General features: G+C 67.1%; 26 protein-coding genes. 8 read left to right on the forward strand and 18 right to left on the reverse strand.

What is annotated here, in order from left to right:
* Window positions 1-3: 3 nt before the first annotated feature.
* Window positions 4-297, reverse strand: coding sequence for a S26 family signal peptidase (locus tag OG976_RS12740; protein ID WP_328363508.1), 294 nt, complete (start codon window positions 295-297; stop codon window positions 4-6).
* 67 nt (window positions 298-364) lie between these two features.
* Here OG976_RS12740 and sodN point away from each other — a divergent pair, with 67 nt between their 5' ends.
* Both sodN and OG976_RS12750 read left to right on the forward strand, forming a co-directional pair.
* A complete protein-coding gene (gene sodN / locus OG976_RS12745; RefSeq protein ID WP_328362682.1) occupies window positions 365-790 on the forward strand; it encodes a superoxide dismutase, Ni in 426 nt (141 codons plus the stop codon).
* Window positions 791-916: 126 nt separating this feature from the next.
* The gene (locus OG976_RS12750; protein WP_328362685.1) at window positions 917-2,584 is read left to right on the forward strand and encodes a DUF1254 domain-containing protein; all 1,668 of its coding nucleotides are present in this window, start codon (window positions 917-919) and stop codon (window positions 2,582-2,584) included.
* 7 nt (window positions 2,585-2,591) lie between these two features.
* Here the strand turns inward: OG976_RS12750 and OG976_RS12755 are convergent, their stop codons facing one another.
* Window positions 2,592-3,308 carry an NUDIX hydrolase gene (locus tag OG976_RS12755; protein WP_328362688.1) on the reverse strand — a complete coding sequence of 239 codons (717 nt, stop codon included), beginning with the start codon at window positions 3,306-3,308 and terminating at the stop codon, window positions 2,592-2,594.
* Window positions 3,309-3,367: 59 nt separating this feature from the next.
* Window positions 3,368-3,634: a hypothetical protein gene (locus OG976_RS12760; protein WP_328362690.1), complete on the reverse strand. Its 267-nt coding sequence runs from the start codon at window positions 3,632-3,634 to the stop codon at window positions 3,368-3,370.
* A 128-nt stretch (window positions 3,635-3,762) separates the two neighbouring features.
* On the opposite strand from OG976_RS12760, the gene OG976_RS12765 reads away from it, so the two are divergent.
* Both OG976_RS12765 and OG976_RS12770 read left to right on the forward strand, forming a co-directional pair.
* Entirely contained in the window at window positions 3,763-3,966 is a 204-nt protein-coding gene (locus tag OG976_RS12765; RefSeq protein WP_328362693.1) for a CopG family transcriptional regulator, read from the forward strand.
* Window positions 3,963-4,358: a type II toxin-antitoxin system death-on-curing family toxin gene (locus OG976_RS12770; RefSeq protein WP_328362698.1), complete on the forward strand. Its 396-nt coding sequence runs from the start codon at window positions 3,963-3,965 to the stop codon at window positions 4,356-4,358. Before OG976_RS12765 ends, OG976_RS12770 begins: the two co-directional genes overlap by 4 nt.
* Here the strand turns inward: OG976_RS12770 and OG976_RS12775 are convergent.
* The 13 genes from OG976_RS12775 to OG976_RS12835 form a co-directional block, all read right to left on the reverse strand.
* A complete protein-coding gene (locus OG976_RS12775) occupies window positions 4,351-4,986 on the reverse strand; it encodes an RES family NAD+ phosphorylase (protein WP_328362701.1) in 636 nt (211 codons plus the stop codon). The genes OG976_RS12770 and OG976_RS12775 overlap by 8 nt on opposite strands.
* Window positions 4,987-4,997: 11 nt before the next feature.
* Window positions 4,998-5,588, reverse strand: a complete 591-nt coding sequence (locus tag OG976_RS12780) for a DNA-binding protein (protein WP_328362704.1) — start codon at window positions 5,586-5,588, stop codon at window positions 4,998-5,000.
* Window positions 5,589-5,685: 97 nt separating this feature from the next.
* Complete coding sequence (locus OG976_RS12785) at window positions 5,686-6,501, reverse strand: SDR family NAD(P)-dependent oxidoreductase (protein WP_328362707.1); 816 nt, start codon at window positions 6,499-6,501, stop codon at window positions 5,686-5,688.
* Window positions 6,502-6,503: 2 nt separating this feature from the next.
* Window positions 6,504-6,920, reverse strand: coding sequence for a nuclear transport factor 2 family protein (locus OG976_RS12790; protein ID WP_328362710.1), 417 nt, complete (start codon window positions 6,918-6,920; stop codon window positions 6,504-6,506).
* A gap of 40 nt (window positions 6,921-6,960) precedes the next feature.
* Window positions 6,961-7,785, reverse strand: a complete 825-nt coding sequence (locus tag OG976_RS12795; RefSeq protein ID WP_328362713.1) for a cutinase family protein — start codon at window positions 7,783-7,785, stop codon at window positions 6,961-6,963.
* Between the two features lie 54 nt (window positions 7,786-7,839).
* Window positions 7,840-9,126: a LuxR C-terminal-related transcriptional regulator gene (locus tag OG976_RS12800; protein ID WP_328362716.1), complete on the reverse strand. Its 1,287-nt coding sequence runs from the start codon at window positions 9,124-9,126 to the stop codon at window positions 7,840-7,842.
* 88 nt (window positions 9,127-9,214) lie between these two features.
* Window positions 9,215-10,495, reverse strand: coding sequence for a PucR family transcriptional regulator (locus OG976_RS12805; RefSeq protein ID WP_328362719.1), 1,281 nt, complete (start codon window positions 10,493-10,495; stop codon window positions 9,215-9,217).
* Window positions 10,496-10,578: 83 nt separating this feature from the next.
* Window positions 10,579-11,727, reverse strand: a complete 1,149-nt coding sequence (locus OG976_RS12810; RefSeq protein ID WP_442930474.1) for an NAD(P)-dependent alcohol dehydrogenase — start codon at window positions 11,725-11,727, stop codon at window positions 10,579-10,581.
* A gap of 24 nt (window positions 11,728-11,751) precedes the next feature.
* The gene (locus OG976_RS12815; protein ID WP_328362722.1) at window positions 11,752-12,150 is read right to left on the reverse strand and encodes a hypothetical protein; all 399 of its coding nucleotides are present in this window, start codon (window positions 12,148-12,150) and stop codon (window positions 11,752-11,754) included.
* A gap of 26 nt (window positions 12,151-12,176) precedes the next feature.
* Entirely contained in the window at window positions 12,177-13,469 is a 1,293-nt protein-coding gene (locus OG976_RS12820; RefSeq protein WP_328362725.1) for a cytochrome P450, read from the reverse strand.
* 82 nt (window positions 13,470-13,551) lie between these two features.
* On the reverse strand, window positions 13,552-14,517 hold the full coding sequence (locus OG976_RS12825) for a PDR/VanB family oxidoreductase (protein ID WP_328362728.1): 966 nt from the start codon (window positions 14,515-14,517) through the stop codon (window positions 13,552-13,554).
* Window positions 14,517-16,034: an aldehyde dehydrogenase family protein gene (locus tag OG976_RS12830; protein ID WP_328362731.1), complete on the reverse strand. Its 1,518-nt coding sequence runs from the start codon at window positions 16,032-16,034 to the stop codon at window positions 14,517-14,519. Before OG976_RS12830 ends, OG976_RS12825 begins: the two co-directional genes overlap by 1 nt.
* Before the next feature lie 113 nt (window positions 16,035-16,147).
* Window positions 16,148-16,765, reverse strand: coding sequence for a TetR family transcriptional regulator (locus OG976_RS12835; protein ID WP_328362734.1), 618 nt, complete (start codon window positions 16,763-16,765; stop codon window positions 16,148-16,150).
* A gap of 211 nt (window positions 16,766-16,976) precedes the next feature.
* Here OG976_RS12835 and OG976_RS12840 point away from each other — a divergent pair, with 211 nt between their 5' ends.
* From OG976_RS12840 to OG976_RS12855, 4 genes are read left to right on the forward strand one after another with little or no spacing between them, the layout of a single operon-like run.
* The gene (locus tag OG976_RS12840) at window positions 16,977-17,843 is read left to right on the forward strand and encodes an amidohydrolase family protein (RefSeq protein ID WP_328362737.1); all 867 of its coding nucleotides are present in this window, start codon (window positions 16,977-16,979) and stop codon (window positions 17,841-17,843) included.
* 4 nt (window positions 17,844-17,847) lie between these two features.
* Complete coding sequence (locus tag OG976_RS12845; protein ID WP_328362740.1) at window positions 17,848-20,073, forward strand: acyl-CoA dehydrogenase; 2,226 nt, start codon at window positions 17,848-17,850, stop codon at window positions 20,071-20,073.
* Between the two features lie 40 nt (window positions 20,074-20,113).
* The gene (locus tag OG976_RS12850) at window positions 20,114-21,307 is read left to right on the forward strand and encodes an amidohydrolase family protein (protein ID WP_328362743.1); all 1,194 of its coding nucleotides are present in this window, start codon (window positions 20,114-20,116) and stop codon (window positions 21,305-21,307) included.
* On the forward strand, window positions 21,304-21,588 hold the full coding sequence (locus OG976_RS12855; protein WP_328362746.1) for a hypothetical protein: 285 nt from the start codon (window positions 21,304-21,306) through the stop codon (window positions 21,586-21,588). Before OG976_RS12850 ends, OG976_RS12855 begins: the two co-directional genes overlap by 4 nt.
* Before the next feature lie 6 nt (window positions 21,589-21,594).
* Here the strand turns inward: OG976_RS12855 and OG976_RS12860 are convergent, their stop codons facing one another.
* Together OG976_RS12860 and OG976_RS12865 are read right to left on the reverse strand one after the other, a co-directional pair.
* Window positions 21,595-22,497, reverse strand: a complete 903-nt coding sequence (locus tag OG976_RS12860) for a winged helix-turn-helix transcriptional regulator (RefSeq protein WP_328363514.1) — start codon at window positions 22,495-22,497, stop codon at window positions 21,595-21,597.
* A 53-nt stretch (window positions 22,498-22,550) separates the two neighbouring features.
* Complete coding sequence (locus tag OG976_RS12865; protein WP_328362749.1) at window positions 22,551-24,023, reverse strand: carotenoid oxygenase family protein; 1,473 nt, start codon at window positions 24,021-24,023, stop codon at window positions 22,551-22,553.
* Window positions 24,024-24,136: the final 113 nt, after the last annotated feature.

The raw sequence follows: 24,136 nt of genomic DNA on the forward strand, positions 1-24,136 counted from the left end.
CGATCAGGCCTGTCGGCCGCGGACCCGCCACACCACCCGGTAGGAACCCGCCACCGGCACCCACCCGAACTGCCGGGAGTCGACGACGCCTGCCGCCTGCGGATTGTCCGAGCGCGCCTCGAATGTCGCGCCCTGCACGGCCCCGACGCGTTTGACCAGCCAGCGGGTCGGCTTGGTCGGGTCGGGGAACACCCGCACCTGCCCCACCCGCGGCCTGCCGCCGCGCAGCGCCAGCAGCCCGTCGCCGGGGTTCAGGGTCGGCCGCATCGAGTCCTCGACCACGACAAAACGGCGCACAAGCCAGCCGCGAAGTTCCAGGCCCGGCCCATGGTTGTCGCGCACCCTCAAAGGGTAAGTTAGGCACATGCTGCAACGACTTTTCGCCAACGCCACCGAAGCCCATGCCCACTGCGATCTGTACTGCGGCGTCTACGACCCCGCCCAGGCCAAGATCGAGGCGCTCTCCTGCCTGAAGACGCTCCAGAAGTACCACGACTCCGACGACGACCACTTCAAGACCCGCGCGATCATCATCAAGGAGCAGCGGGCCGAAGAGGTCAAGCATCACCTGACGGTGCTGTGGGCCGACTTCTTCACCAAGGAGCATTTCGAGCAGTTCCCGAACCTGCACCAGCTGTTCTGGGACGGCGTGCACGGCGCCGGTGACGTCAAGAAGTCGCTGGACGTGGCCGTCGCCGAGAAGCTGCTCGACACCATCGAGAAGATCTCCGACATCTTCTGGCAGACCGAGAAGGCCAAGGGCATGGGGGTCTACCCGCCCGCCAAGTAACGGCACCCGTTCGTCAACCGAGGCCAGGCCCCAGATTTTGTGGGGCCTGGCCTCAGTCATGTCCGCGACTGCTGCATATCGACCGGCGTACAGTCCCGTCGTGGGTGCGGACGCGATGGGGTCGACGTGACATCTGGCAAATACACCGCGGGCAGGTACTGGGTGCAAGCCGGTGTGGTCGCTGCGGGGCTCGCGGCCGCGCTCCTCGGTGGGGCCGCGGTGGCCAATGCCGCGCCCGGCGATGACACCGGCCATACCCCTTCGGCGGGCTCGGCACACGGTGGCAGTGCGCGGGCGGCGGCCAAGGCGGGTCACGCCGGGCCGACTCCCGGTGCGTCACGCCGCGCGGCTGCGGCCGCCGCGGTATCCGACACCGCAACGCCGACGCAGGCCGTGACGCGCCTGCCGCGCAGTACCGGATCGTCGGCCAGGGTCACGCTGAGCATCCCCGCCGCGACGCCCAGCACGGATCAGTCGGCCCCCGCCGCCCAGCCGGCTCAGCAGCAGGCCTCGTCCACCACCGGCTTCATCGGCCCGGTGCGGGCCGCGATCATCGCCGCGCAGGCCTACATCTACGGGTATCCACTCATGGAGTACGAGCGGGTCCGCCAGACGGTGACGGCACTCAACACCATCTACTCGCTGACCAGTTTCGCCAGCCCCGACGTCGACCCGATCTGGAAGGCGATCGGCGGCGGGAAGCGACCCAATACCGACACCTTCTACTCGCTGGCGGAGCTGGACCTGTCCAGCGGCCCGGTGGTGCTGTCGATCCCTGACATGGGTGACCGCTACTTCAGTTTCCAGCTGACCGACCCGTACACCAACGTCGTGGACTACATCGGTTCGCGGACCACGGGCACCGGCCCGGGCACGTACGCCATCGTCTGGACGGGCGGTCCGCAGGGCAGTATTCCGGTGGGCGCACAGGTCGTCGAAGTGCCCTACAGCAGCATCCTGATGCTGGGTCGCACGCTGGCCGGAGACGCCGCCGATCAACAGCAGGCGATCGCCCTCATCGATCAGTACTCGCTGACCCCGTCCGGCGGCACCCCACCCGCGGGCCCGCAACCCCAGCCGGGCCTGGACTATCTGGATGCCATCAGCGCCGCCATGGCGGCCAGTCCGCCGCCCGCGCGCGACGACCCGCAGCTGGCCACACTGGCGCGGATCGGGGTGGGCCCGGGCCGGACCGTGGCCGGCGCCGGGCTCGGACCGTTGTCGCGGCTGGCCGCCGATCTGGCCGTAAAGGCAACGGCGGCATTGCTTCCCGCGCTGGCGAACCTGACCCAGCTGGTGTCGGCAGTTCAGCACCGGGGCTGGGCCATTCCGGACTCCTCGATCGGCAACTTCGGTACCGACTATGTGCTTCGCGCCGGTGTCGCCCAGGTCGGGCTGATCGCCAACACCCCCGATGAAGCGATGTACTCCTCTGCCCTACTGGACTCACAGCTGTTGCCGTTGAACGGGTGTAGTTCCTACACACTGCATTTCGCGCCCGGACAGGCGCCGCCGTCGGATGCGTTCTGGTCGGTGACGGTCTACGACGGCGACGGCAATCTGGTGCCGAACTCCGAGAACCGCTACAGCGTCAGCAGTAGCCGACCCGACGAACTCCGCACCCGCTCCGACGGGTCGATCGACATCATCTTCTCCACGACCGATCCGGGTGACCCGACGGCCAACTGGCTGCCGATCCCGGCCGGGTCGTTCGGGGTCTATCTGCGCAACTACGTGCCGCAGCAGGCCGCGCTCGACGGGAGCTGGACACCGCCGGGAATCCAACGGCGCTGACCCGCAACTACTTCCAGGCGAACAGTGGTTGCTCGAGTTCGTCGACCGGGTCGTGGCGGCCCTCCAGGCACAGCCACCGCAGCTGCAGCAGCACCGCGCCGGTGGGGGCATGGATGAGGTCGTTGCCCAACGGGATCTGTACCACCGGCCGGGGGCTTTCCTCGATGCTGACGAACCGCGGCGAATCCTCGCGCTGCAGCTGGTGCAGGCCGACGCGGTAGACGGCGACCACCTCGTCGGGTGCCGGGCGCGGATCCAGCCGACCGCCGCCCCAGATGACCACCGGTGTGATGACGTACCCCGACCGGGTCGGGTAGTCGTCGAGCAGACCCAGCACCGAGGACTCCGGTAGTTGCACACCCACTTCTTCGTCGAGTTCGCGCAGCGCGGCCTCGATCACGGTTTCGCCGGGGTCCAGGCGCCCGCCGGGCAGTGCCCACTGCGCGGCGTGCGCCCGCAACCGGGAGGCCCTGCGGCACAGGAAGAACGACGCACCACCGGATACGTCGACCATCCGGCCGTCGAGTCCGTCTTCCATCGGCCGCCCGTCGATCCAGTCGTCGACGTCAGCGGGGTCCACCCGGTCCTCGCCGAACTCGGAATCCACGAGCACCACGGCGACCGCGGCATGCCGCTTGGCCGGGTCGGACACGGTGCGGCGCTCATGGCCGGTCAGATGGCGCTGGATCTGCTCACGCAGCGTCTCGTCGTAGGTGATCGCCACGCTACGACGATAGGCGGGGCCGTCCCGTGGGAACGACCCCGCCCATGCCGACTGCTGAATCAGAAGGTGGGAACGAACACGCCGTTGACCCACACACCCCAGTGATTCCAGCCCTCGTCCCACACCTGCTTGTTGCCGGCCGCCCAGGCCGGCGCAACCGGCTGCGGGGGTGCCCAGGCCGGCGGGGTGCCGACCTCGGGGCCTGCTGGCGGTGCGGGCGGAGGCGGCGCCATGTCGGCGGATGCCGTGCCGAGTCCGGCTCCCATCGCGCCTGCGGTCAATGCGCCGGCGACTGCCGCGCCGGCCAGGATTTCCTTCAACCTCATGGGTACGAAACTCCAATCTGGGTCGTCCGATACTGGTCAGAACAAGTAATAGCCAGATCTGCGATCGGTAAACCGCCGGTGACGCGCTTGCTCCGGAGGGCGTGGTATCACTTTGATACCATCGGCATATGGCTATGACCTTGCGTTTGACCGACGAGCAGGACCGTGCTCTCACCCTGCTGGCAGAGGCGGACGGGGTCAGTAAACAGGAGGCCGCCTGTCGGGCGATCGTTGACGCGGCCGCCCGTCGCACTCACGATGCACAGGTGCGAGAACTCTCCGCCCGGGGCCGCACACGCTACGCAGACCTGCTCGACCGCCTGTCGCAGTGAGCATCGTCTACCTGTCGCTGGAGGATCTGCTCGCCCTCGCCGACGATCTCGGCTGTCTGCACGTCCGGGACATCGGGTTGCTCGACTCGGCTGCCCATCGACCTGCGTCCTCGCCATTCGGCGCCGACGCTTACGCCGGAGTTCACGAGAAGGCGGCCGTTCTCCTGGAGTCCATCGTCCGCAACCAGCCGCTGGTCGACGGCAACAAGCGCCTCGGCTGGCTTGCGACCTACGTGTTCTACGAGATGAACGAATACGAGCTCGAGGCGCCCGACGACGACGCCTACGACTTGATCGTCGAACTGGCCTCTGGCGCGGCCGACTTCCACAGGGCCGCAGCGGTGTTGGCGCTGTGGACCGGAGGCCGCGGTGAGAACCGCAGAGTCAGATGAGCAGGTATCCGAGGCGTTGGGCGGCGGGCGCTAGGCGGTTGGTCAAGGCGGGGTGGTCGAGCGGCAGCGAGAGTTCGGGCCTAGGCGGCATCGCCGTCTTGGCAGGCAAGAACAGGGCCAAGCAGACGCGACCGGCGTAGCGGCTGTTGTAGCGGATGCCGTCGACTTCGGGGAAGGCGGCCGCGGTCGCGCGCGCCCATCTCTGAGTGATCGCGTGTGGCGCTGTTGACACCGCGTAGGTGCCGCCGACACGGGTGATCCAGGCACCATCGCTGTCGGTGGCAACGTCGAGAACTGTCAACGGGCGCGTGAAAGACAGCGCGGTCAAATAGGGCCTGTTGCGGTGTCGATCGATCACCCGGTCGGTTTGGAACAGCTCGCCGAGGGCGGCGTCGGGAGTCGAGGCCCCGTACCACACCCCCTTCGTAAGGTCTTCGCCTTGGGGCAGCCGATGAGGATCAAAGCGAAGCACCGGACCAAATGTCCGAAACCCGTTCCACGGCAGCACATGCGCACCCTCGGTGAAGTGGGCGCGCCACCACACCTCGCCAGGACCGACCACGCGGGTCTCGCCGTCTTGAAAACCCAGGCCGCGCAGTGTTGCCGGATCCGGGGGATCGGGCAACATGTCCGCGTCGTTCAACGGCCTGCCCACTCGCCCCTGTCAACCAGGCGCAGTACCGGCTCGACGGCGCCGCCGCTGCTGAGCCAGTCGCGCACACTGCGGGGTTGCCCACCGATAGTCAGGTCCTCCTGCGGAGTCAGCAAAAAGCCTGCCACCGCCGTCGGGTGTAGATCGATCGGCAATGCGGACAACACCTGGTCAAGCCCGCGGACCTGTTTGAGGACTTCTCGGCCCTCCGTGGTCACAAGGTCGAACTGAATCACCGGAAAAACCCAGGCGCCGTTGTCCTCGATCGCCCACAGCGAACGCGCCAGGCGGCGTTGCCGGACCCGGGACTCGTTGACCCCCAAACCCGCGGCAACCGCCGCGGCAGAATAAGCGGTATTGATCAGCCGGGCCATGTGCCCGATCACATCGACGGCGATCTCGGTGTAGGCGTCGGGATCTTCGACGAAGCCGGCGTCGTCCAACAGCTGGGCTTCCGCCGCAGTCAACGACGCCGCCCACGGGCGGTGCGCCGGCAGCGTCTTCAGCGCAGCAATCAAATCCGACCGACTCAGGCTGAACCGGTCCTGCAGCAGCTGGTCTAGCTCATCGACAGCCATCAGAACTCCTCAGTGTAACGGTCGCTAACGACAGCATACTACCGTTAATGCGCCGGTTGCTGAGGGCCGGAACGACGAGGAAACCGCTGCCCGCGTCTTAGTCGGCACCCATCGCGGATTCGATGGCTTGGGCCATCAAGCCGACCGCGTCGTTGCGGTCCATCGCCGCCAGCAGCTGACCGACGCCCCGCAACTGCTCACCGACGAGCACAGTGGGCCCGTTGGCGAGGTTGTCGAACGCGGCCGCGATCACACCCTCGACCCTGTCGGTGTCCGGCGGCGGCTCGTCGAGTGAGGCCAGCCTGCCGCGCTCGTGTTCGAGCTTGCGCAGCGCGGGGGTGTCGGTTTTGCCCAGGATCAGGCCGATCACGTCGACTCCCTTGGGGTGCAGCTCGCTCCACAGTGCTTCGGCGAACACCATGTCGAAGGCCTTCGTCGCGCCGTAGGCCACCATGTTGGGTCCGCCGAGGAAGCCGGCTCCCGATCCCAGGATGACGATCCCGCCGCTGCCCCGCTCGACCATCGCCGGGGCGAAGTGGTGGCACAGCTGCATCGGCACCACACAGTTGCGCTGAACCATGGCCTCGGCGGCGGCCAGCGAGTTCGATAGGAACGGACTGAAAGCCGGGTCGGCGCCCGCGCAGTACACCAGAAAGCCGACTGCCAGATACGTGGTGGTTGCTGCGACCGCGGCGGCAGCCCCCGGCTCGGCAAGATCGATTGCCAGCGTGCGTGTTTCGACGCCGTGCCTCTCCCGTATTCCGGCGGCGACGTCGTCGAGCACGGCCTGGCGCCGGGCCAGTAACACCACGTTGACACCCCGGGCTGCCAGTTCGTCGGCGAAAGCGGCGCCCACTCCGTCGGAGGCGCCGGCCACCAGCGCCCACGGCCCGTACTGTTCAGCGAAGTCCATTGCTACCCCTTGTCCCGGAACGCGATACGCACCGAGGTGAAGACTCGCCGGGCGATGCGCCAGCCGTCGTCGGTGCGGACGATCTCGTCGTCGTAGAAGCCAGATGCGTTGACACCAGATGCGTTGTCTGCGGCCATCACCCACACGTCGACGTAGCTGCGGGTGGTCGCCCGGTCGCCATCGACGTCGATCACCTGATTGGTGATGCGGTGCAACAGGTGCCCCGCCCCGGCGTGGGCGACATCCATGAACTCGGTGATGGCCTCGACGCCATCCCACACCCCGATCTCGCCGTAGTCGCAGTGGCAGTCCGGGGTGAACACGGTGCGAAACAGTGGCCAGTCCCGGCGGTCGATTCCGGTGGCGTAGCGAATCAGCAGGTCCGAGATATCCTGCCGGTCTTGCTGTTCGGTCGTCACGGGTGTCACCGTACTCGACCTGCGGCCGGGCGGAGCCGGATCAGCCGGCGGTCAGCGCGACCGTCGACGCCGACGGGGCAACGGCACTCATCACCAGGTTGTACAGCGGCCCGCCCCAGGCGTGGGTGCCACTCACGGCGGGCGCGTACGCGGTGTGGATCGCGATCGCGGTGTCGGACACCGCGGCGGTGTCGGAGTCGTAGTCGCACACCGGGTCGCCGACGTCGCAGACGCTGACCGTGCGCGCGCCGATGGCCGGCGGGAGCATCGAGGTGTTGGTCGAGGCGAGCAGTGAGTGCTCCTGGGCGACTCCCTTGCCGCGGCTCGGGGCGAGCGTCGTCGAACCGAGGTTGACGGTGGTGTCGACGGGCAGCCGGTCGCCGTCGGCGATCAACAACGCGGCGGCCACCCGCGGGTCACCGGCGAGGTCGTAGAGATTTCGGTGCACGACCATCGCGCCCTGCGAATACCCGGCCAGCACGACCTTGGTGTCAGGGCACCGCTCGGTGAAGGCTGTGAACTGCTTGGCGACGGCGTCAGTTCCGTCGCCCACACTGCCGAGGAAGTCCAGCCACCCGCCCAGACCGCCCTCGAGCGGGACGGCCGCGGCCGGGTACTGCACGGCCTCGGCGTCGATGGTGCGTCCGCTGGCGAGCAATTCGCCTCGCAGCTGCTGGTAGGACTGGTACACCACGTCGCCCATGCCGCCGTTGGCGGCGACGCCTGCTCCGTCGCGCTGCCCCGATCCGGCGGCGCCGATCCAGTGGTAGTCGGCGCACGACGAGGCGGCGGCAGCGGTACCGGTGGCCAGCCCGGCCACCCCGATCGCGGCCGCCAGCACTGCCGGGGCCAAACGGCTGAACACGATGAAATCCCTCCCATATGGTCAGGAGGTTGATCGTGACGAGAGCGCCGGGCGTTACCTTCCGGTGCCGTGCACCTCGGTGAGCCGCATGTACCGGAACACCGCTTCGGCGCGGTTGGAGGCCTTCAACTTTCGCAGGATGTGCTTGACGTGACTCTTGACGGTGCCCTCGGCGATCACCAGATGGGTGGCGATCGCACCGTTGCTCTTACCTTCCGCCATCAGCGACACCACTTCGATCTCGCGGCGCGACAGCAGCGACTCGATGGGGGAATCGGCGGCCAGCGAGGCGGCCACCGGCGGCGCCGTGTTGTGCCCGCCCGACGATGACAGCGACCGGCCGAACGTCGTACGGGCCGTACACAGGTCGTCGGCGGCACTGGCCACGTTGCGCGCCATACGCTGAATCTCGTTGCGCGCATGACGAAGTCGCTCACTGAGGACGGTGCGCTGGTATGCGTAGCCGAAGCCCTCGGCGAACATCCACAGGATGGCCAGGTCGTCATCGTCGACGTGGCGATGGCTGCTGTAGCAGTCGGCGTGCAGCAGACCGATGACCCGGCCCTCCGGCATGATCGGGGCCGCCACGTAGGACCGTGACAGCGAGGCCGCGCCGATGGCCGCGTTGATCCGGGGATCATGCTCGGCATCGCGGACCAGTACCGGTGCGCGCCGCCGCATCACCTCGCTTTCGACGACCATGTGGTCGATGTGCAGCGGGTGGGCTTGGCCGACCCTGGCGATCTCGCTGGCCCATTCGGGGTCGGACTTGACGTGCACGCCTTCCACCCACCATGTCGAGTCCTCGACCCGGGAGATGATGGCGCGGTCGAACCCGCACCGGCACAACTCCGCGAGCGCCCGCTCGAGCATCTGCTGGGTCGACTCGATACCGTGCAGCCGCGACAGCGCGCTGCGCACTGCGGCGTAGCGCTCGTCCTTCTGTGTCGCGCGCGCCTCGGCCAGCTCGGTGCGCAGTCGGGTCACCTCGGACAGCGTCGCGACGATTTTGGCAGCGGCCGCTCGTCGGACAAGGTCACCCCCGCTCGAGAGGCACTGGGTGAGCTGTTCACCGGCCGAGTCGAGGGCGGCTGCCAGGCTGGTGAAGTCGCGGTCGTCGAAGACGGCGACGGCGTCGCACCCTGGCACCGTGGACACCGCGTCGAGCACAGCCATGACCCGGTCGCGCAGGTCGCGGTCCCGTAATGGCTCACCAACGAGGGACCATTCTTCGTGGTCGCGGGCGCGGATCGATCGGACCGGCGGGAGCGCGTGGACGCCACCGCCGTGGGGCCGGCTGTTGTAGGCGATCTCTGGGGTCTCGAGAGTGGCGACAGTCACACTCCAGACGGTAGGGAGACGGCCGTTACTGCGACATGGAAGCGGCTTCCAAACTTGGCGGGGAACACTGGAACGTGCTCACATCCCGCTACCTGACGGGCGGCGAATCGGGCTGACCCGCGCTGGCCAATCCCCCCGGGCTGAGGTTCGCGCTTGCGTCGGCAAGGCGCAGCGCCACTTCCAACTCCAGCCGGCGGTCCGTCAGCGAGCGTCCGAGCAGGTCTTTTGCCTGCTGGACGCGGTACATCACGGTGTTCTGGTGCACACCCAGCCGCTCGGCGGCCCGGCCCCAGCTCATGTTCTCCTCGAAGAACACGATCAGGGTGGTGCGCAGCCGGCGGTTGCGCTCGGTATCCGGGCTGAGCTCGCCGAGCTCGTCTTTGACGAATCGGCCGGCGGCCGACAGGTCCTGGGTGAGCAGGGCATCCAGGGCCACGTCGCGGTGGTGGATGACCGTGCCCGCCGGCTGGCCCAGGACGCCGCTCATCCGGCGACCGTCACGCGCCTGATGGTGGGACGCGACGAAGCCGTCCAGTCCGCGGGCCAGGCCGCCGACCGACGCGAGCAGCGGGGCGTCGACGCAGACGGTTTCCTGGGGCCGGTCGGTCACGGCGGGTCCGCTGATCCAGGCCCACACCGTCCCGGCGCCGGCGGGAACGACCAGCAACTCGATGCCCTTGAGCTGATGTGCGATAGCCGCGGCGGCGCGCTTGAGTGCCTGTAGCGGCGGTCTGTCCTGGCTGCGCGGATCGATCCAGACCATCATCGCGACATGTGACCGGTCGAGGTTGTAGCCCAGCGCCGCGCTCGTCGCCCGCAGGTCCATCGGGCGACCCGAGACCAGACCGAGGACCAGCTCGGCCCGCACGGAGTCGGCGCCGCGCGCCCACAGTTCACGCTCCCGCTGGTAGTGGTCGACGAGGTCTCCGGACACCTTCTCGCAGTAGCCGAACAGGTATTGGGAGGCGGCGCCGGCCAGCTGCCACTTGACGTCGTCTGGGGCGTCGAGCTCACTGACCGCGGTCCGCAGCGCCGCGTCGAACAAGCCCAGCCCGATCACGTAGCAGCGTGGGATCACCGCGACGGTGATTCCACGCTGGGCCAGGGTGGCCGCCCAGTTCAGGGATACCTCCGTCGGTGTCGCCGACGTCGGAGACTCCCCGGCGGCCAACGCCCGCAAGACGGCATGCACGTTGCTCAAGGCCGCGTCGACGGTCAGCTGCTCGACGTCTTTGTCCTTGGTGTCGTGCAGCTCGGCAATGACCTCCATGGCGCGCAGTCCGACGCGTTCACCCAAACCGGTGACATCCATCGAACCCGCCAGCGACGCGAACTCCTGCGCCGATGTCCGAGTGAGGTCTGAAGCCATCTACGCTCCCCACATGCGCGCCCCGAGGGGGCTGACGCTAGCACTCGCGCACCGCTGTCCTGGCCCGATCGGCCACGCCCCGATCAATCGAAGACGACGACCGGTTTGATGACATCACCACGTGTCGACGCCTCGATGGCGTCGTTGATGGCAGAGAACGGGAAGGTCTCGATGAGGCGGTCGAACGGGAACTTGCCCTCCCGGTAGAGCCGGATCAATGCGGGCACGAACGACTGCGGGTCGGCATCGCCCTCGATCACTCCGGACAGCCGCCGGCCCAGGAGTAGGTGGCCCTGGTCGATGGTGATGTCGTGCTGCAGACCCTGGAATCCCACGGTGACGCAATGCCCCGGTGAGCTAAGGATTTCCAACGCCTGCCGGATCACCTGATTGGACCCGACCGCGTCCAGGGAGTGGTCGACTCCGGTGGGCACCGTGCTCATCACGTCCCAGACGAGGTCGCGGCTCGTCGCCGGGTTGAACGTGTGGGTGGCACCCAACTCCCGCGCGACCTCGAGCCGGGACTCGTTGATGTCGATGGCGATCACCGGATCACAGCCCAGAGCTTTGGCCGCCATCACCGCGGCCAGGCCGACTGCGCCCATGCCGAACACGGCAACGCTCTCGCCCGGGGCGGGGCGCAGCACGTTCATCACCGCACCGGCGCCGGTCTGCAGTCCGCAGCCCAACGGCCCCAACAGGTGCAACGGCAGGTCCTCGGGAACCTTGACCGCGTTGTGGGCGCTGGCCACGGCCAGGCTGGCGAACGAGGACTGCCCGAACCAGTTGCCGTGCACGTCCTCCGCGCCGGCGTGCATCGTGACTGTGCCGTCTAGCCGTTCACCGAAGTAGTTCAGCGGGGCGAACAGATCGCAGTAGGCCGGGGTCTTCTTGCGGCAGGTGTCGCATTCGTCGCAGTAGGCGAAGCTCAGCACCACGTGATCGCCGGGAACCAGCGTCCGAACCCCCTGGCCGACGGCCACCACCACACCGGCACCTTCGTGGCCGAGGACGGCGGGCAGCGGCAAGGGCACCAGTCCCTGGGCCGCGGAGATGTCGGTGTGGCAGACGCCGACACCCGCGATCCGGACCAGGATCTCACCGTCGCACAGGTCCGCGATTTCGACGTCCTCCAGTGACAGCGGACTGCCCTCCTCGCGCAGGATCGCTGCGCGGGCGGTGACGGGTCGGGACGGGCTGTCGGCGTGGATGTCGGATGCGGTGTCAGTCAACGTCTTCTCCTGTCTGGGGCCGTGCTAGACGGCGGCGTCCTTGTCGGCGACGAGGTCGCGGTAGATCGGGAACAGCGGCTTGGTCAGCGGCACCAGCTTCAGGATCTTGTTGACCGGGCCCTTGGCCTTGACTTGGCCTTTCGCCAGGCCGACACCCAGGTTGTACTCACCGCGCCAGAACTTGTCGCCGATGTCTGCGGGCATGTACAGCTTCACGTCGGCGTCGGCGTTGTCACCGCCGTCGGTGACCTCGATGCTGGGCTCGCGCAACCGGACGGTCATGCACGCGTCCGGATCGGTGTAGTAGACCTGAAGATCGATGTCGGCGGACATGAGTTTGGGTCCGACATCGGTGCCGTTGGCGGCGCGGAACACGCCTCCGAGGTAGGTGTAGATCTCTTCTGCGTTGGCGTAGTACGGCATGTTCTCTCTCCTATGGAAGTGGCGGGTCAGCGTGTGACGGGCGGTGTCCAGCGCACCGGCAGCGAGTGCACGCCGTGGATGAAGTTGTTCACCTGGAAGTCGGGATCGCCGGTCACGGTGATATCCGGTATGCGCGTGTAGATTTCGGTGATCGCCGAGCGCAGCATCTGCCGGCCCAGCGCACTGCCGAGGCAGAAGTGCGGGCCACCGGCACCGAAGCCGGCATGGTCGTTGGGGCTGCGCAGAATGTTGAACGTGCCCGGATCCTCGAACACTTCCGGATCCCGGTTGGCCGAGCAGTACCACATGACCACATGCTCGCCCGCCTTGATCTCGGCGTCGCCGATGACGACGTCCTCGGTGGCCGTGCGGCGGAAATGCATGACCGGGCTGGCGAATCGGATGACTTCCTCGGTCGCCCCGCCGACCCGGCCCTCGAGGTCTTCCAGCAGCAGCGCCCGCTGGTCGGGATTCTCCGAGAGCAACCGGATCGCGTGGGCGATGGAATGGCGGGTGGTGTCGTTGGCGGCCGAACCCAGAAGCGAGAAGAACGAACCGATTTCCCATTCGTCGAGCTTCTGGCCTTCGAACTCGGCGTTGATGACCCAGGTGATCAGGTCGTCCTTCGGCTCTTTGCGCCGGCGTTCGGCCATCATCAACGCGATGTCCTGGATGCGCTCGGACTCCTCGGCGTGGGTGGTCAGCGCGTCGCGCCCCAACGCCATGCGCGGGTCGTCCCAGGCCAGCATCCGCTCGGCGGCCTCCATGACGATGTGCTGTTCTTCGCTGTCGCGTTCGAGGCCGAAGAAATGCGCGAAGATCCGGCCGGGCACGTACTTCGCGTAGTCCTCGGAGAAGTCGCCCTCACCGCGATCGATGATCTCGTCGAGGCGGTCGCGGGCGTGCTGGGTGACCCACTCGGAGATCTTGCGGACGTTACGCGGGGAGAAGGCCTGCTCCATCACGCCGCGCATCTTGCGGTGCTGCTCGCCGTCCATCACCAGGAAGGAGGCGGTGGCGGTGATGACGACCTCGGGCATGTCCTCCATCAACACGCCCTTACCCGAGCAGAACAGCTTCGGGTTGCGCGAAACGAACCGGCAGTCTTTGTGTTTGGTCACCGACCAGAAACCCGGGGTGTCCTCTTCGGGCGGAAGCAACGTCGACTCGTAGGGCCGGTGATAGGAGACCCGGTGCTCGTCGCGAAGTCTGGCGAAGGCCTTCTCGCGCGTCTCGAAATCCTGAGCCCAGAACGATCTGGCCGACAGGTCCAGTTCGGGATCGGTGATCATCGGTCGGTGATCGGCAATGCTGGTCATGACAACGAGGCTGCCACCGGGGCAGGCCGCTGACGATCCGGCACACGAGGCATGCTCATCTCCCGTTGGGGGTGGCGGCCGCTCATACGTCGAGAACCAGCTGCGCGGACAGCGACCGCGAGACGCACACCATCATGGCGTCGTTGGCGGCTTTCTCGTCGTCGGCGAGCACCGAATCCCGGTGATCGGGCCGACCGTCGAGCACCGGGGTCTCACACGTTCCGCAGATACCCTCCCCGCAGGAGGACAACATGTTGACCCCGTGGGCCCGCAGTGCGTCCAGGATCGATTCGCCCGGACCGATGTCGATCGTCAGATTCGATCGCCGGCACACCACCTGAAATCGCTCCAGGGCATCCGGTGCCGCCGCGGGCTGCACGGCGCCCGCGGCGAATCGTTCCACCCGCAGTGTGCCGGCAGGCCAGGACGCACACGCCTGCTCCACCGCGGTGAGCAGGCCCTCCGGCCCGCAGCAGTACACCAGGGTGTCCTCGCGCGGGGGCTGGAGCACCGCGTCCAGATCGGGCAGTCCGGCCTCGTCCTGAGGCCATATGGTCACGCGCTCAGCATATTTCGTGAGTTCCTCGGCAAATGCCATCGACGAGCGCTGGCGGCCACCGTAGAGCAGGTGCCAGTCCGCGCCGTTGGCCTCGGCCGCCTCGATCATCGGGATGATCGGGGTGATGCCGATGCCGCCGGCGATGAACTGGTAGCGGTCCGCCGGTGCCAGCGCGAAGTGATTGCGCGGGCCTCGGGCCGCAATCGGTGTGCCCTCACGCAGTTCGCGATGCACATACGCCGAACCGCCGCGGCCGGCGGTTTCGAGGAGCACACCGATCTGCCACCTCCGGCGATCGGCCGGGCTCGAACACAGCGAGTACTGGCGGACCAGCGACTCGGTCAGCATCAGGTCGATGTGTGCTCCGGCCTCCCACTGCGGAAGCTCCTGACCCCCAGCATCTTCCAGGACCAGGCCGACAACGCCGTCGGCGAGCTCTTCGCGTGCCGTGACGATCAGGTCAAGCTGCTCGTCGGCATCCGGACGCACTAGTGCCTCGGCTCGGACAACAGGGCATCGAAGATGTGGCGATCGACCTTCTGCGTGAGATCGATGTGCACATGCTTGGTCTCGGTGTACTCGTCGAGTGCGTGTTCGCCGAGCTCGCGGCCCACACCGCTTTGCTTGTAGCCGCCGAACGGCAGTGCGGGATCGATCTGATGCCAGTTGTTGATCCACACGGTGCCGGCCCGCAGTTGGGCGGCCAGATCGACGGCACGCTCGTAGTCGGTGCTCCATACCCCGGCGCTCAGCCCGTACTGGGAGTCGTTGGCCTGGCGCACGGCGTCCGCCTCGCCGGTGTAGCGCAGGACGCAGAGCACCGGTCCGAAGATCTCCTCGCGGGCGATCTCCATATCGTTGGTGACCTCGGTGACGATCGTCGGCTCGATCCAGTAGCCCTTGGTGAAGCGATCGCCGGGCGGTACACCGCCGCCGAGCACGATTTTGGCGCCGTCTCGCCGGGCGCCCTCGAGGAAGCTCAAGACCCGGTCGCGCTGCCTGGCCGAGATCACCGGGCCCACATCGGTGTCGAAGTCGTCGGTATCGCCCAGTTTCAGCGCGGAGGCGCGGTCGACGAGTCGATCGACGACCAGGTCGTACATCTCGGCGGGCACCAGCAGTCGCGTGCCGGACTCGCAGATCTGCCCGGAGTACAGCATGCAGCCGAACAGCGCCCCGTCGATCGCCACGTCGAGGTCGGCGTCGTCGAGCAGGATCTGGGCGCCCTTGCCACCGAGTTCCAGGGATACGTGCTTCACCGTCCCGGCCGCCAGGCGCATGATCTCGCGGCCGACCGCTGTCGAGCCGGTGAAGGCCACCTTGTCGACGTCGGGATGTTCGGCCAGGCGGGCGCCCACGGTGGGTCCCGGACCGGTGACGAGGTTGATGACGCCGTCCGGGACGCCGCATTCCTTGGCGATCTCACACAGCCGCAGCAGGGTCAGCGGTGTCTTCTCGTCGGGTTTGACGACCACCGAGTTGCCCGCCGCCAGGGCCGGTCCGATCTTCCAGATGCCCAGCAGCAGCGGGAAGTTCCATGGCACGATCGCGGCGCAGACCCCCAGCGGCTCGCGATGGACCACGTTGGTCGACAACGTCGGATACGCCTGGGTGGCGACCTGCCGGGTCCACTGGTAGGTGTTGGCCAGTTCGGCGAAGTGCAGGAAGTGTGCCGACGCGTAGCCGATGTGGAATCCCGTCGCCTGCCGCACGGTGGCACCGTTGGCGTGGATCTCGAGGTCGACGAGCTCGTCGAGTTCCTGTCCGAGCCGGTCGGCGATCCTGGTCATGATGACCGACCGGTCCGAGGGCGTCATCCGCGACCAGACTCCGGATTCGAAGGCCGCTTTGGCCGCTGCGACGGCCGCATCGGCGTCCGCGACGCCGCCGCGCGCCACTGTGGCGACCACGTCCCCGGTCGCCGGATCGCGGATCTCGTCGACGTCGGCGGAATCGACGTGCGCTCCGTTGATGAACATCCGGTAGTGGGTGATGTCTGCTGCCATGTCGACTCCTTAGCCTTTCGACCAGAAGTCAACCGTGAGCACTCACCCCACCACCATCACTCGATCGGAGGTTTCGCGTAGTCCTGTTGGGTCCCGCACCAGGTGGCGCAGGTTTATCGCCTGCGCGGCGCGTGTGCCTCGTCGAGCAGAGTCCGCGCCACCCACTCCACATGGGCCAGTGAGTCCTCCAACGTCAACCGGCCGGCGAGCAACCCGCCCAACGCGCCGCTGAGCGCGGTGTTGAGCCCGAAGCTGACATTCGAAATCGCCTCCGGTGCAAGACCTTCCAGCAACCTGTTGAACAGCTCGACGTTATTGCGCTCTATCTGATCGATGATCGGCTTCACCTCTGGGTCGGTCGAGGTCACCATCTGCAGCATCAACGCCGTCATCTGCGGACTACGGGCGAACGCCCGCTGGGCGCGGCGCAGGTAGTCCAGCACCCCGGGCAGCGGGTCCTTGCCCGCCGAACCACCGGAGAGGACCCGGCGGGTCAACCGCTTCTGCCAGTCCTCGAGTGCGGCGGCCAGCAGGTTCTCCTTGGAACTGAAGTACCGGTACACCGTCGCCAGTGCCACCCCGGAGCGCTGCGCGACGTCGCGCATCTGAACCGCGTCCGCGCCGACCTCGCCGATGAGCCCGATCACCTCTTCGATGACCCTGGCCCGGCGCACCAACTGGTCGCTGGTCATGTCCGTCGGGGCGACGACATCAGTGTGGGCCCGGCTCACGCGCGGGCGCCCGCGAGGCGCTTCCCCGGCGGGCGTGACAGCGGACACAGGCGTGTTGACGGTGCCACCTCCTCAAGAACCACCTTCTTGCTGGTGCGGGCAAGCTTACGACAATCTGTCGCCGTCGCGGAGTTGTCCCAGCTGAGAGTCTTGCCATCCGGCGTCTGTGGTAGAACGATGTTTCAGTAGACCACCCCTGATCGGAGCGCGCATGGCCGGACCTGTCGGTCTCCCGGTAATCGACACGATGATCGGATTCCCCCACGAGGGCTTCGATCAGTACGACTTCATCCGCAAGCAGACCAAGGACCGCGAGTCCAAGGAGAACTTCGAGTTCCCGGTCGAGTACATGTTCAAAGACGTGCCCAAGGACCTGCCCACCGACGACCCGGTGTCGCTGTTGCTGCAGCAGATGGATCGCTTCGGTATCGAGAAGGCCGTCGTCGGCGTGAGCGACGAATCCGCGGAGAAGGCACTCAAGCTCTTTCCGGACCGGTTCGTACCCTCCGGTGCGGTGTCGGATCCCAACGACGTCATGGGCTCGGTCGCGGCGATCCGCCGCGAGTACGAGCAGTACGGCATCCGGGCAACGTCGGTGTTCCCGTCCGGCACCTTCCCCCAGGTGCCCATCGACGATCCGAAGATGTACCCGATCTATGCCACCTGTGTGGAACTCGGCATCCCGATCTTCGTGTGCGCCGGCATCCCCGGACCGCGGATCCCGTTCAAACCGCAGGAAGTTTCGCGCATCGACATCGTCATGTTCGACTTCCCCGATCTGGTGTTCGTCACCCGGCACGGCTGCGAGCCGTGGGAGGACCTCGCGGTCAAGTTGATGCTGAAGTGGCCGAACCTGTACTACTCCACCTCCGCCTTCGCCCCGAAGTACTACCCCAAGGCGATCATCGACTACGCCAACTCCCGCGGTGCCGACAAGGTCCTCTACGCCGGCTACTTCCCGATGGGCCTGTCTCTGGAGCGGATCTTCCGGGACATGCCAGGAGTCCCGTTCAAGGACGAGGTGTGGCCGAAGTTCCTCTACGGCAACGCCGCCCGCATCCTCGGCTTGGAGAGCTGACCACATGGCCCTGGCAATCACCACCGAGCAGGAGCAGCTGGCCGACGCCGTCACCCAGTTCGCCGCCCGGCACACCCCCGTCGACAAGACCCGTGCGGCGTTCGATTCCCTTGCGGCCGGCGAACTGCCGACGTGGTGGGAGGAGTTCACCGCGCACGGATTCCACGCCGTACATCTGCCCGAGGACACCGGCGGCCAGGGCGGAACGCTCGCCGATATGGCCTGCGTCATCGAGGCGGCCGCCGCAGCACTGCTGCCGGGACCGCTGCTGAGCACCGCCACCGCCAGCGCGGTCGCGACGCTGGCCGGACCCGCGGCCGCGCCCCTGCTGACCGAGCTGGCCGGCGGGGCGACCGCCGCCGTGATCCTCCCCGAGCACTCGTCGGTGCACGCTGTGCGCGACGGTGACAGCTGGCGGCTCAACGGATCCACCGGATCCACCCTGGGAATCTGTGCCGCGCAACGCATTCTGGTCGCGGCGCATGCCGGCGAGGGTGCCGACCTGTGGTTCGTCCTCGACGCGGCGGCGCCGAGTGTCGGTCTCAGTGTCGAACAGCAGCACGGCACCGACATGACCACCGACGTCGGCGTGCTGCATCTGGCCGACCATCGGGTCACCGCTGCCTCCGTCCTGTCACAGATCCCGACCGACCGGGCCCGCTGCGTCGTGGTGGCTCTGGCGGCCAGCGCAACAGCCGGCACGGTACGCCGCAGCGTCGAGATGGCCGTGGACTTCATCCGTACCCGCGAGCAGTTCGGCAAGCCGGTCGGGTCCTTCCAGGCGCTGCAGCACAAGGCCGCGGTCCTGCTGGTGAACTCCGAGATGGCCTCGGCGGCAGCCTGGGACGCGGTGCGCGCAGTCGACGAGTCGCTGGAACAGCACCGGCTGGCCGCGGCATCGGCCGCGGTCATGACGCTGGCCACCGGCCCCGACCTGACCCTGGACGCGCTGTTGATGTTCGGGGCGATCGGATACACCTGGGAACACGACGTACACCTGTACTGGCGGCGCGCCATCAGCCTGGCGGCCTCGCTGGGACCGGCGACGCAATGGGAACGTGACGCCGGCGAGCTGGCCCGAACGGTGAAGCGTTCCACCGCAATCCATCTCGGTGATGTGGAGTCCGAATTTCGGGCGCGTGTCGCCGAGATCATCGGCCGCGCAGCCGCACTGCACAACGAGACGCCCACCGACGACCGCCGCGCACCGGGCCTGGCCTTCGGGTCCCAGCGAGACCTGCTGGCAGAAGCCGGCCTGGTGGCTCCGCACCTGCCCCCGCCGTGGGGTCTGGCGGCATCCCCGGTGCAGCAGGTCATCCTCACCGAGGAGTTCGACAAGCGGCCCGAGGTGACCCGCCCGTCGTTGAACATCGCCGAGTGGATCCTGCCCACGATCCTCGACCGGGGCACCGACGCGCAGCGCGAACGGTTCGCGTGGCCGATGCTGCGCGGCACGCAGCGCTGGTGCCAGCTGTTCAGCGAGCCGGGCGCCGGGTCCGACCTGGCCTCGCTGAGCACCCGCGCACAGAAGGTCGACGGCGGCTGGTTGATCAACGGGCACAAGATCTGGACGTCCTCGGCTCACGTCGCCCAGTACGGCGCGATGCTGGCACGCACCGACCCGGATGCACCCAAACACCGCGGCATCAGCTACTTCCTCATCGACATGGCCTCACCGGGACTGGTGATCTCGCCGATCAAGCAGGCCAGCGGTCACGCGGACTTCAACGAGTGCTTCTTCACCGACGTCTTCGTCCCCGACGACATGCTGGTCGGGGAACCAGGCGAGGGCTGGGATCTGGCGATGTCGACGGTGGCGGTGGAGCGGACCGCGATCGGCAACTACGTCAACATCGACCGCTCGGCGGCACTGCGGCACATGGCCGCCACTGCCGGGGCCGACCACGACGCGACGGTGCGCGCACTCGGCCAGATCGAGGCACACACCACCGCGATCAAGGCGATGGTGCTGCGCGAGACGCTGCGTCTGGTGGAGGGTCAGAATGCCGGGCCGGCGTCGAGCATCGCGAAGTACGCGATGGTTCTGCTGTTGCGCCGGGCCGCGACGGCCACCCTCGGCCTGACCGGACGGCTGGCGATGCTCGAGAAGTCCGATCCACCGGTGGTGGAGCCGTACTTCGACATGCCCTCGGAGTTGATCGGCGGCGGCACCCCCGAGATTCAGCTGACGATCATCGCCTCGATGATCCTGGGACTTCCGCGTAAGTAGGCCGCACGTAGGTCAAGTAGGTACTGAAAGGACACCCGCGATGACGACTCAGCTCGACTTCACCTTCTTCGACTGTGACAACCACTATTACGAGGCCGAAGACGCGTTCACCCGCTACATCGACCCCAAGCTCAAGAAGCGGGCCATCCAGTGGGCACAACTCGACGGCAGGCAGCGGTTGCTCGTCGGCGGCCGGGTGAACCGGTTCATCCCGAACCCCACCTTCGACCCGGTCGGCAAGCCCGGCGCGCTCGATGAGTACTTCCGCGGCCGCAATCCGCATGGCTCCGACCTGAATTCGCTGTTCGGCGAGCTGGAGCCGATCCCGGCGGCCTATCGCAACCGAGATGCCCGCCTGGCGCTGATGGACGCCCAGGGCATGCAGGGCTGCATCATGCTGCCCACCCTCGGGGTGGGCATGGAACAGGCGCTGCTGCCGGACTTCGACGCGACGGTCGCCACCTTCAAGGCCTTCAACCGCTGGCTCGACGACGACTGGGGATTCGCCTACCAGGAGCGTATTTTCACCGCCCCCTACATCACGATGTGCCAGCCCGACAACGCCGTTCGCGAACTCGAATGGGCGCTGGAGCACGACGCCCGCTTCATCGTGATGATCCCCGGACCGATCACCACCGAGGTCGGCATGCGCCCACCCGGCGATCCGATGTTCGACGAATTCTGGCAGCTGGCCAATGATTCCGGCATCACGGTCTGCTACCACTCCGGTGAGACCTACTACTCGAAGTTCATGCCGGCCTGGGGCGAGCCGGACTACATGATGTCGTTCCAGGCACTGCTTGGATTCCGAACCCTGTTCTCCGGCGACGCGATTCAGGACACCTTCGCCAACCACCTGCACAACGGTCTGTTCCTGCGGTTCCCCAACCTGCGGATGGCGTGCATCGAGAGCGGCTCGACGTGGGTGTTCCACCTGTTCGAGAAGCTCACCAAGTCCTACGGCCAGATCCCCTTCATCTACAAGGAAGATCCCCGGGAGACGTTCAAGCGGCACGTGTGGGTGTCGCCGTTCTACGAGGACGAACTGGCCAGCCTGCTCAAGCTGGTCGGCGTCGAGCACATTCTGATGGGCTCCGACTACCCGCACGTCGAGGGACTGGCCGAACCCGCCTCCTACATCAAGGATCTGGAGAACTTCGACTACACCCCCGAGGAATGCCGGAAGGTGATGCGCGACAACGGACTCGAGCTGTCCGTGCGCCGCCCGGTGTGAGGATCGAGAAGGCCGGCCTGGTCGCGATGCTGCTGGAGGCCGGCGAAGAGAACGTCGCGGTACTGCTGGCCCGGTCCACCCTGCCCGACGAGCTCGACACCACCCGTGACCTCGATGCCCTGCTCGCGTTCGGATTGGAGCGCGACCAACTCGACGCCGTGGCCCAGTTGGCGGTCGGTGCCATCGAGCCCGACGACGTCAACACCCGGGCGCGCCAAGACGCGCTACACAAGACGATCTCGCGGCGGTGGGCTGAACTGGTCGAGCGCTGGCAGACCTGACGGCCCTTACGCCTCGATCGCGCCGGTGTCGCGCCGCGGGACGATCTCAATACTGCCGGCCGTCAGCTGCTGTGCGCACTGGTCGCACACCAGGCTCGGAATAAACGTTGCGCCGCAGGCGGTATGGACCTGCAGCAACGCCGGTCCTTCCGGGGCGGAGTAGCTCGACTCGGCCCAGTCGATCGCGGTGGCGACCACGGGGTAGAACGCCAGACCCTTGGGAGTGAGGTGGTACTCCGACCAGTCCGACCGGTTCGGATGCGCCGCGGCCTGAAGGACCCCGATGGTGCAGAACACTTTGAGCCGGTCGGCGATCACCGACGCCGGGGCGTCGAGGCGGGTCTGGAAGTCACCGAACCGGCGGGTACCGAGCAACGCCGCGCCGATGATGGCTGCGGCGTAACGGTTTCCGAAGATCGCCATGGTCTGCGGAAAGAAGCCCGCCTGGCCGGAATCTGTCGAGCGCAGCCGCCTGCGGGTGGCCGACCGCGGCACCGAACGCTGCCAGCCGCCGCTGGGCCCCCAGGTGGCGGTGATGGTGCTGATATCGGCGGCAACGTCGCACTCCGCACAGTGCAGCACCGGCGCGAAGTCGTGGCCGCACCGCCGGTGATGCATCGAGGGCAGCGTATGACTCTGATCGTCGACCCAGGTCCGCTCCCAGTGCCAGATCGACACCAGCACTGGCCACAGCCGCCGGCATGCGGGGGTGGCGACATAGCCTGCCCGCAGCGGCTGCTGTTGGTAGACCTGGCGCTCCAGCAGCCCGTCGGCCACCAGGGCCTGCAGACGTGCGGTGAGCACCGCATTGGAGATCGGCAGCTTGGCGAAGTCGCTGAACCGCATTGCCCCCAGCAGTGATTCGCGGACGATCAGCAGGGTCCACTCGTCGCCGAGCAGGGCGAGCATCCGCCCGATCGCATTGGTGTGGTCGGGTTCGAGCTGGAAGGGCGAGCCGTCGCTCACCGGAGTTCGGAACCGGGAACCCAGGTGGAGTGGGTGCCGCTGCAGATCCGTTCCGGCAGACGCAGCTTGCAGACCGGTCCATCGCTGATGCGCGCCGCGTCGAACACCAGGCAGTAGGAGGCGTCCTCGTTCATGTCGACGGTGAAGGTGACCAGGTACCCGTCGTCTTCACCGGTCGACCCGACGCGTGGGGCCATCGGCGTCTCGCTACCGAAGACGCCGGGGCCGAAGCTGATTCGTTCCTCCGAACCTGTCTTCAGGTCGTGCTTGACCAGGCCATCGAACAGGAACCAGCCGGGTTCCCCGGTGGCGGCGTAGATGTAGCGGTAGTCGCGCGTCGCGACGTCGGCATTGACCATGCCGAACTCGGTGAAGCGGTCACTGAGCTGCTCCTCGGAGGCTTTCCCGGTGACCAGGTTGAACCGCCACCGGTGCAGCCGCGACTCGAACCCGTCGAGGGCAAGGTATCGGAATGCCGCGTCCTCCAACGATTTCGCACCCTTGGTCGACGGCGAGGGGTTGTGCTGGAAGAAGCCGTCGAGCACGATCTCGTCGCCGTCCTCGAAGGCGTTGGTGAAGTGCAGGACATAGGTCGGATCGGTCTCGAACCACATGACTTTCGACAGGTCGCCGCGGCGGGGAACCACCGCGAACCGCGACGGTATGTCGCGGTGGAAGCGCGGCATATGCACGCCGTGCTTGAGCAGCTCGGCATCCCAGAACAGGGGGAAGTCGTTGAGGATCACATAATTCTCGGTGTACGCCATGTCGTGCGGCATCCGCGGCCCGGGCAGTTCCACATCCGTCAGGTGCATCAGGTTGCCGTCTTTGTCCACCGCGCCGTAACGCAGGTAGGGCTCCTCCTTGCTGTAGCTGAAGAACAGCAGCTCACCGGTGACCGGGTCGGCCTTCGGGTGCGCGGAGACCCCCCATCCCGGGATCTGACCGTTCCAGGTCTGTTTGCCCAGGGTCTCGGCGGTGCGGGGATCCACTCGGTAAAGGTCCCCGCACATGAAGAAGCTCGTCAGCGCCTCACCGCGGTGGAAGACGACATCGGTGCTCGAGGCGTCCTTCATGCGGGTGCGCGCACCCCACCCGGTGGTGGCCACGGCGTCGCCCGGCGACTCGATGAAGCCCGCCCACAGCGACTTGCCCGCCTCGTTGTCGGCGAGAAAGCCGTCGGTGCGGACAAACCTGTTGTGGTAGCTGGCTTTTCCATTGGAGAACTCGATGCTGTGGATCATGCCGTCGCCGTCGAACGGGTGATAGTTGTTGATCGGCGGGTGCAGCGGGTTCTCGGTGTTGCGCAGATAGACGCCGTCGAGATCGTCGGGCACCGCGCCTTCCACCACCTCGACGTCCTCGACGCGCCATTCGTTGCGTTGTGGCCGCCACGGACCCGTGCGATACGGGTGGTCGTCATCGGCCGGCAGGGTGGACGGGAAGGTGGTGAGCAGCTCAGCACGCATACCGGCACGCTACGTTTAGCAGAGTTACTCTGTCAATTGAAGGCGACCGGAGGTGTTGAAGCCGGACCAGAAGGGCACAGCAGTTGGAACGTAAGGGGTTCTGACATGAGCTA

The sequence above is a fragment of the Mycobacterium sp. NBC_00419 genome, from assembly GCF_036023875.1.
Lineage (GTDB): Bacteria > Actinomycetota > Actinomycetes > Mycobacteriales > Mycobacteriaceae > Mycobacterium.